10 protein-coding genes are annotated in these 8,087 nt (G+C 38.6%); 2 read left to right on the forward strand and 8 right to left on the reverse strand.

Translation table 11 applies throughout. The features are described from left to right. The 8 genes from DTA23_RS11650 to DTA23_RS11680 form a co-directional block, all read right to left on the reverse strand. Positions 1-813: a hypothetical protein gene (locus DTA23_RS11650; RefSeq protein WP_112374793.1), complete on the reverse strand. Its 813-nt coding sequence runs from the start codon at positions 811-813 to the stop codon at positions 1-3. A gap of 58 nt (positions 814-871) precedes the next feature. Then, positions 872-1,861 carry an LLM class flavin-dependent oxidoreductase gene (locus DTA23_RS11655; RefSeq protein ID WP_112374794.1) on the reverse strand — a complete coding sequence of 330 codons (990 nt, stop codon included), beginning with the start codon at positions 1,859-1,861 and terminating at the stop codon, positions 872-874. A gap of 46 nt (positions 1,862-1,907) precedes the next feature. Further along, positions 1,908-2,696 carry a THUMP-like domain-containing protein gene (locus DTA23_RS11660; protein ID WP_370445088.1) on the reverse strand — a complete coding sequence of 263 codons (789 nt, stop codon included), beginning with the start codon at positions 2,694-2,696 and terminating at the stop codon, positions 1,908-1,910. Positions 2,697-2,811: 115 nt separating this feature from the next. Continuing rightward, the gene (locus DTA23_RS29100) at positions 2,812-3,096 is read right to left on the reverse strand and encodes a hypothetical protein (RefSeq protein WP_256603517.1); all 285 of its coding nucleotides are present in this window, start codon (positions 3,094-3,096) and stop codon (positions 2,812-2,814) included. Continuing rightward, a complete protein-coding gene (locus DTA23_RS11665) occupies positions 3,097-4,359 on the reverse strand; it encodes an aspartate kinase (RefSeq protein WP_112374795.1) in 1,263 nt (420 codons plus the stop codon). Positions 4,360-4,382: 23 nt separating this feature from the next. After that, positions 4,383-5,174, reverse strand: coding sequence for a DUF3298 and DUF4163 domain-containing protein (locus DTA23_RS11670; protein ID WP_112374796.1), 792 nt, complete (start codon positions 5,172-5,174; stop codon positions 4,383-4,385). A 21-nt stretch (positions 5,175-5,195) separates the two neighbouring features. Beyond that, the gene (locus DTA23_RS11675) at positions 5,196-5,648 is read right to left on the reverse strand and encodes a GNAT family N-acetyltransferase (protein WP_112374797.1); all 453 of its coding nucleotides are present in this window, start codon (positions 5,646-5,648) and stop codon (positions 5,196-5,198) included. Further along, positions 5,641-6,333: a YggS family pyridoxal phosphate-dependent enzyme gene (locus tag DTA23_RS11680; protein WP_112374798.1), complete on the reverse strand. Its 693-nt coding sequence runs from the start codon at positions 6,331-6,333 to the stop codon at positions 5,641-5,643. The genes DTA23_RS11675 and DTA23_RS11680 overlap by 8 nt, the downstream gene beginning before the upstream one ends. Positions 6,334-6,406: 73 nt before the next feature. Between DTA23_RS11680 and DTA23_RS11685 the strand changes: the two genes are divergently transcribed. Both DTA23_RS11685 and DTA23_RS11690 read left to right on the forward strand, forming a co-directional pair. Beyond that, positions 6,407-7,177, forward strand: a complete 771-nt coding sequence (locus DTA23_RS11685; RefSeq protein ID WP_112374799.1) for a DUF4296 domain-containing protein — start codon at positions 6,407-6,409, stop codon at positions 7,175-7,177. 21 nt (positions 7,178-7,198) lie between these two features. After that, positions 7,199-8,087 (forward strand): MutS2 family protein (locus tag DTA23_RS11690; protein ID WP_502263822.1); only part of this gene is annotated, 889 nt, incomplete at its 3' end.

Below are 8,087 nucleotides of genomic sequence, written 5' to 3' on the forward strand. Positions count from 1 at the left end.
TTAACAATCAAACTGTTCTTCTGCATCAAAAATCAATGGATTGTCATGATTGGAAAGCAGCAGTAATAGCGCCTCTTCCTCATAATTCCTTGGATTGGAAAAAATAAAATCCAGCGCGCCATCCCGGTCAATATCTCCAACAAATAATGTCCTCATAAATACATGGTCATATTGATCTACCTGAAAAATTGTCTTTTCTTTATCTCCGTTAGTTGGGCTATAGTTGAGTTTATAATTGGCAACCTCATGAAATACTTTCTCGTGACCGTTTTCGTCGGTTTGCACTTCAGTCGATCTAATATCACCCACTGCTTTGAGGTTAACTTTTTGGTTTTTAAAAGTATACTGTACAGATTCTTTTGGCCAGATTTCGGCCTGATTTATTTTGACATGTTCAATAAGACCAGGCTTAAGTCCGCTTAACTTCAAGAATAACAATGAATTTCTGCGTGATTCGACACTCTTAGACGGTACCTGAGCACACTCGTCAAAACCATCTTTAATCACATAATCCGCCTTTGCCAAGTAATATTGTCCACTTTCTTCGTAAAGATCATACCATTCTTTATTTAAGACAGCCGTTGGATCTTCCTTTTCCCAGATACGGTAACTACGAACAAGGAAAATCTGACCTTTAGCAGGGTCTGCTTTTTGGTAAATAGAAGATGTTGTGTCATCCACAGTCGATACCGCTAAACTGTCTGATACTATTTTTTTATCAGGTCGATCTTGCTGTTGTTTTGTTGTCTGGTTTGAACATGCCTGCAGGGAGAGCAAACCCAATATCAGGCTGAAGGAAAAAAAAACATTCATATGCGGTGAATTTTGCTTAAATATATAAAATTCACCGTATATAAAGTAGTTTGGATTCTTACGTAAGAATTTCTTTCAACAATGATAATGAATGGAGACACTTTTCATCATCAAAGATATAGGAAGTCGCCATGATCTCGTCCACTTTGTGATCGTTTACGAATTTTTCTATTTCCGGAAGGATTTTAGGGCCATCGCCAATAAATGCACAGGAAGCCATACTTTGTACAGCTTGCTCTATCGCGGGAATGCCTTTGTAGATTACCTCTTGAGTAGGTTCTGAAAGTGGTCTTCTGGTATTTGTCACAATACCAGCGAATAGATTATAGAAGCTTGTTGCTAAGAAATTGGCTTCTTCCGTACTATCGGCAGCGATAACATTGACACAAGAGATGAAATATGGTTTTTCTAAGGTATTAGAAGGAACAAAATTTTGATGATAGATCATGCTTGCTGAGGCAAACTGTGCCGGAGCAAAATGCGTTGCAAAAGCATATGGAAGACCTAAGCTAGCAGCTAAATAGGCACTATCGGTACTTGACCCGAGGATATAGAGTGGGATGTCCAATCCTTCTCCTGGAAACGCACGTACTTTTGCGTCGTAGTTGTCTCCACTGAAGTAGCGCTGTAAGTCTTTTACCTCTTGTGGAAACTGAAAGGCTGTATTCAAGTTGTTTCTGCGCAAAGCCATTGCGGTCAATTGATCAGTGCCCGGTGCACGTCCCAAACCGAGGTCAATACGCCCGGGAAACAAGGTTTCTAATGTTCCAAATTGCTCTGCAATGACTAAAGGAGCGTGATTTGGTAACATGATCCCACCAGAACCCACGCGTATAAAACTGGTGTTTGATGCGATATGTTGTATGAGGAGTGAGGTTGCTGAACTGGCAATATATTCCATATTATGATGTTCGGCAACCCATATCCTTTCAAAATCTAATTTTTCTACATGTTGGGCTATTTTTACGGTGCGAGCCAATGCGCTTGCTGTATTCTCTCCTTTTTTGATCGGAGCCAAGTCCAATGCTGATAACGCTATTTTATCCATGCATTAAAATTACGGAGAAGTTATTCGACAATTGTAATGAAAATGTCTATTCTAAAATACGTTGTGTATGTATGACACTAAATTGATCATTCACGGTTGTCGTGAAAAATGTGAACGAGTCACCAGCGTCTTTGATTTTAAATTTCTTTTTGATCTCTTCGGTCTTCAAGGGAAAATTTTTGGCGATGATATCGGAATTCAATGCTCTTTTATTTTTCTTAAAATCTGTAAATGATTCCACCTCTTTGATGATGAATGTTTTACCGGGAAAATTTTCGATCTTTTGATCGGAGGTGTAGAGATGGGTATTTTTATGGAGTTTTTTTACGTTGAATACTTCGGCAATAGTCTTAAATGCTCCGGCTTTGGAGAGAGCTACATCCGGTTCGTATAAATAGGATAGCGGCCTACTGTAGTCATTTGAAATTGCACGTTCATTTTCGTAAGTGAAAGATATAATCTGCTGTTGTTCTTGATATAACCTGACCGCGTGGATGCAAGGTTCAGCTTCGTATCCTTTCTCCTGAACAAAGATAAGTTCTTTGCAGTCATTTTGCAAAGAGACGACATAAACGTCCTTAACATGTTGCAGCATGTGTATTGCTGCAGAAATATCCAATAGTGGAGCTAGCTTACTTATTATTTTGTTGGCATGTTTGAAAAATTCATCTTGCAAGGCAACCAAATTAGGTTCACATTCATCAAGTAGAAACACTTTTTTGTTTTGAACTCTTCTTGAAGGATCCAAATAGATATAATCAAATCTTCTCTTTGGATCGTTTAGTATATATTCAACTCCATTTGCCGCAATGATCTGAAGATTTTCTGCTTTCAATATCTTTGCATTATGTTGGGTGATTGCAGCGAGTTCGGGATTGAGTTCGCAAGATGTTACTTGCTTTGCCCGTTTAGAGAAGTAAAAGCTATCAACACCGAAGCCACTGGTAGCATCAATTAAATGGCTGTTTTTTTTCGATGAGTGAACTTTTAAATAATCCGGTTTTCTCGGAAGAACATTGTTCGAGATTGAGTTTGGTGGGGAAGTAAATCCCTGCTGTTTCGGCCCATAGTGGAATTTTGCCGCTCGCCCGTTGTCTACCATCGAGTTGTGCCGCGAGCTCGGAAGATGATATTCCTTCAAAAGGAGATTTTTTTAAAGCGATTTTAGTCGGAGACTCCAGTTTGTTTCGTTCTAAAAACTGTTGAGCCTCCTCTTGAAGGATTAATGTGTTCATTTATATTTTCTTAACGAGAAGTTGGCAAGTATAGGTATCCTTTAGTTCGCTAATAACTTCTTTATCAACCAAAACGCGATCAATGGTTTCTTGATTATAATAACGGATTGTAATGAGTTCTAGCCCAGATTCATACCTGACTTTGAATTTTTGCTCCAGTTCGTTAATTAAGTCGACTAGATTTTTTCCAGTATCATCGACGGAAACCGTAAAGTTGATCGCCGTATTATGCATCATATTAATTTTAATACGATGTTCATGAAATAGGTTGAAGATGTCTCTCAGATTGTCTTCAACGATAAATGAGAAATCCCTCGGGGAGATGGAAATAAAAATCTGGTTCACCTTAAAGATGAAGGAAGGCACAGGTAAAGTTTGGTTTGTACTCTTTATCATTGTTCCAGGTGAGTCAGGGTCCACAAAGGATCGCACATTTAATGCGATCTTTTTATTCTGAAGCGGCTTGATTGTTTTCGGGTGAATAACCGTAGCCCCATAATAGGTAAGCTCGATAGCATCGGTATAAGATAGCTCAGGAATCAACTCGGTTTTCTCAAACCACTTCGGATCCGCATTAAGTACACCTGGAACGTCTTTCCATATAGTTACATTTTCGGCATTTAGACAAGAAGCAAAAATTGCCGCAGAGTAATCGGAACCTTCACGGCCTAAAGTGGTTGTGAAATTTTCAGAGGTAGAACCTAAAAATCCCTGCGTAATTACAATATACTCGTCTAGGATGGCTGGCAGTTCGGCACGGATTTTTTCTTCCGTTTTGTTCCAGTCTACGACAGCTTCGCGATAGGTGTTGTCCGTAAATATATAATCTCGTGCATCTAGCCATTTTACCTTTTCACCAATGAATGCAACGTAGGCTGCAACAATCTTGGTGGAGATAAATTCACCCATCGAAACAATTTGATCGAAAAGATAATCATATGAATCTTGAGGTTCTTCCTCTAAAATCCACTCGATCTCCACAAAGCAGTTGGAAATCTCATCAAATATAGGATGTTCAGCTTCAGGGAATAATTCTTGAAGGATTTGAAAGTGAAATGCTTTCGCCTCTTCAAGTGTCTGAAATTGGTTCCCCGTGTTGTTAAAATATTCTTTGGTCAATTTCTCTAGAAGGTTTGTTGTCTTTCCCATGGCGGATATGACGACTAACAAGGCGTCGCCTTTGTATTTAGAAATAATCCGCGCCGAATTTCTGACACTTTCAGCATCTTTTACTGATGCACCCCCAAATTTAAAAACCTGCATTTATTTATTAGTTTAGTTGATTGCTAGTTGATACTATTAATATAGTGTAATCCTTTTTCTGAAATCAGATGTTTAAATGTTGTATAGGGAATACGTAATTCAGTATTTCCTTCAGCATAAGATTTGATTTCGTATACGTTGTAGTAAAACAGGATGTCGTTTTTTTCAAAAGTGAAGTTATCGGCCAAAGAAAATTTACCATCTTCAAAAAAGTACTTTCCATTTAGGGAATCATCAGCACTTAATCCTTCTTGCTTACGGAAGTATTGCTCGGCGATTTGAACGAATTTATTTTTGTTCTCTTCCTGAATGACATCATTGATTGTAATTGCACTGTTAGATTGACGATCAAAATTGGAGTACAGCGTGAAATGGTCCCCATGCGCTCCACCAGTATATTCCTCTTGTTTGGTTCTTATACCCAAGAAAACAGGTGTATTGACGATCACATCAATCTGTAGATCCCGACTCCAGGTTGATGTAGATTTGCCATTATTGTCTTCCACATATTCGTTGTATGAATTTATAAAGCGATGTGCTGCATCTGCCATGCTTGTGTCGCCTTCAAGATGAACGATACTTGATATGAGGGTATTGATTTTATTTTCTTGGAAAATCGGGTATTTTGCGCGAAAATAAGTTGTGTCCAAGCGATCATCTTCTTTTAGAAAATAATTGCTATGCTCATCGATGATTTTTTGACTATAGGAAAGTGTGTCTGTGGGCTGTTTCGCTATAGCGGCCTTTTTGTGGTCACTGCAAGCGGACAGAACGCAGCTAATAAATAATACTATTAAAAAAAAGTAAAATCGCATTGAATTGATGATTCTCGTTATTTAATACGTGATTGACACATTAATCCATTCGGCATCGAAGTTTGCTTTATATTTTTCATAAAACTTTATAGCTGGCTCATTCCAATCGAGGACCTGCCACACCATGCCATGAAATCCACACTGTTTGCCGTAAGCTAAAGTTTTATCAAAAAGCAGCTTGCCTATCCCTAAACCTCGCATTCTTTCGGTAACAATCAAATCTTCCAAATAGAGTCTTCTACCTTTCCAGGTTGAATACCGGACATAATATAATGAAATTCCGACAATTTCGCCATCCACTTCGGCAACAAATGCACCCCAAACGGGATTCTTTCCAAATCCTGCATCTTTAAATTCTTCAAGCGACACGGTGACCTCGTCCGGTGCTTTTTCAAAAATAGCTAATTCTTTAATTAGCTCAAGCATTTGGATGCAATCACTTTCAATTGCCTCTCGTATCGTTGTTTTAATCATTGTTTTTGAAGTGTTTGATTACTCTTTTGCCAAATATTGTGCTTCCAATCCGTACCATTGTCGAACCTTCTTCAATCGCTAGCCTATAGTCTGAAGACATTCCCATGGATAGGATATTGAAATACTCTTGCTTCCGGTAGAAACTTACCTTAATTCCATCGAATAACATTTTTAACTCATAAAATTCGGCTTTAATTACCTTTTCATTATCTGTATTGGATGCTATGCCCATTAAGCCACAGATCCGAATATTTTTTAATTCAAGAAACTCGTCGTCGCGAAGAAGTTCGATTAGTTCAGCATGGTCGAAACCGAATTTTGTTTCTTCTTCTGCAATATATACTTGCAGCAAACAGTCGATTGTGCGGTTCGCTTTCTGCGCATGTTTGTTAATTTCCTTTAATAATTTTAAAGAATCAACTGACGCAATTAAGCTCACGAATGGTGCGATATATTTGACCTTATTTGTTTGAAGGTGACCAATCATATGCCACTGAATATCATTAGGTAAAAGAGCGGCTTTTTCGACTAATTCTTGAACATGATTTTCACCAAATATACGCTGTCCCGCCTCGTAGGCTTCCATAATGTCCGAATTGGATTTTGTTTTTGAAACTGCTACAAGTTGTACGCCAACAGCCTCGGTTTCCAATCTTAACGCTTCTAAATTACTAGCAATACTCATTTCCGATATAGTTTTGATGATGTAAAAAGTGCCAAATGTCGGTGCTTTTTGTAAATTTGTACAAAACTACAAAATGCTACGATTAATACTGAATCTACTTGCAGTGATTTTTTTATTTGGTTCTTGTATCGGAACTGGAGGGAAAGATATTATCTCCAAAAGTAAGTTTGTGGATGCATTGACCGAAATCCAACTGACAGACTCCTATCTCAATATTTTACCCATTGACAGCGCACGTAAAGTAATGTTGCCTTTGTATCAAGTGACCTTTGATAAATATGGATTGGATTCGGTTTCTTTTCGAAAGAACTTAGACTATTATGGTAAGGATGCTGAAGTGATGTCTGCGATTTATAAAAAAGTGGAGGATAATTTAACGAAGGAAAATAAGATTTACGCCGATATAGAACGGAAAAAGCAAGATTCAATTCGAACGCGCGATTCAATCCAGAATATGCGTATTCAAGATAGCACCAATCGCGTTATGCGTGCACAACAGGCTTATCAGGAACGAGTTGCAGCACTTATCCATTATCTGCCTAATAAGACGAAATTCACCTTTAGAGAAGCTTCTTCCTTGTTTAATACGAACTTTCAAACAAAGACTGGTATAAGCATGAACGGCTATCTCATGAACCAATTGTCGGTCGGTAATTCAAATTTACCAATTGAATCGCCTTCTCCACAGAAAGATACGGTTTCCCAACTGAAAACACCTGGTACTTCAGTCAAGGATACTCTTGTGATACAAAACCATGTGGAGCCACAATTACCAACAAGTGAATTGGAAAAAAGACCAATTCTTACACCGCCACGGCACATTAAGCCGCCGACGGAACTTTAACCATCAAAGAATATAATTTCTATGGTATATCCAATAAATGCAATTGATAAACTCGGATTTTCCGAGATAAAAGATAAAATAAAACAAAAATGCCTAAGTGAGTCTGGGCGTGAGCTAGTTGAAAAAATTCAACCTCAAACCCGGTTTGACCAAATCGACCGATTTCTAAGACAGACCAGTGAGTTTAAGGATCTTCTAATGAATGATGGCGCATTTCCTGTTGAAAATTTCTTTCCGCTTAGATCCATTATCGAGAAAGCTCGAGTCGAGGGCGCGTTCTTACTCGAGGATGAATTTTTTCGGGTATTACTATCCCTCAAGACTGTTTACGCTATTATCCGTTATTTTAATGAGCGGGAAGGTCTCTATCCCAATTTAGAGGTATTGTTTGAGCATTTACCGATCGAGAAGGGGATTATTCGCGATATCGAAATGGTCATTGACGAGCGTGGAAAGCTTAAAAATAATGCTTCCCGATTACTGTTGGAAATAACCCAACAAATTCAACGGGCAGAACAGGAGGCCCTAAAACGTATCAATAGTATCTTTAAGAGCGCACAGGACAGCGGATGGACAGCGGATGGGAATCTGACGATACGGGATGGAAGGCTCTGTATTCCTATTCTTGCGGAAAATAAAAGAAAGCTCAAAGGTTTGATTCATGATGAGTCCGCTACGGGACAAACTGCTTATATAGAGCCTGAAGAAGTATTTCAGTTAAATAATAAAATTAGGGACCTAGAGTTTGAACGTAGGCGTGAGGTCATCCGTATTTTAGTCGAACTAACGGACAAGATCCGGCCACATATTCCGCTCTTGCTTTCCTATCACAGCCTATTAACCAAAGTAGATTTTGTGCGAGCGAAAGCACTTTTTGCCTTGGATATTGAGGCGGAGATGCCCGAGTTAT

Source organism: Sphingobacterium multivorum (genome assembly GCF_900457465.1).
GTDB classification, from domain to species: Bacteria; Bacteroidota; Bacteroidia; order Sphingobacteriales; family Sphingobacteriaceae; genus Sphingobacterium; species Sphingobacterium multivorum.

Coding starts and splice junctions, on each gene's coding strand:
- DTA23_RS11650 (WP_112374793.1), bottom strand. CDS start 813: ATGAATGTTTTTTTTTCCTTCAGCCTGATATTGGGTTTGCTCTCCCTG.
- DTA23_RS11670 (WP_112374796.1), bottom strand. CDS start 5,174: ATGCGATTTTACTTTTTTTTAATAGTATTATTTATTAGCTGCGTTCTG.
- DTA23_RS11675 (WP_112374797.1), bottom strand. CDS start 5,648: ATGATTAAAACAACGATACGAGAGGCAATTGAAAGTGATTGCATCCAA.
- DTA23_RS11685 (WP_112374799.1), top strand. CDS start 6,407: ATGCTACGATTAATACTGAATCTACTTGCAGTGATTTTTTTATTTGGT.
- DTA23_RS29100 (WP_256603517.1), bottom strand. CDS start 3,096: ATGAACACATTAATCCTTCAAGAGGAGGCTCAACAGTTTTTAGAACGA.
- DTA23_RS11665 (WP_112374795.1), bottom strand. CDS start 4,359: ATGCAGGTTTTTAAATTTGGGGGTGCATCAGTAAAAGATGCTGAAAGT.
- DTA23_RS11680 (WP_112374798.1), bottom strand. CDS start 6,333: ATGAGTATTGCTAGTAATTTAGAAGCGTTAAGATTGGAAACCGAGGCT.
- DTA23_RS11655 (WP_112374794.1), bottom strand. CDS start 1,861: ATGGATAAAATAGCGTTATCAGCATTGGACTTGGCTCCGATCAAAAAA.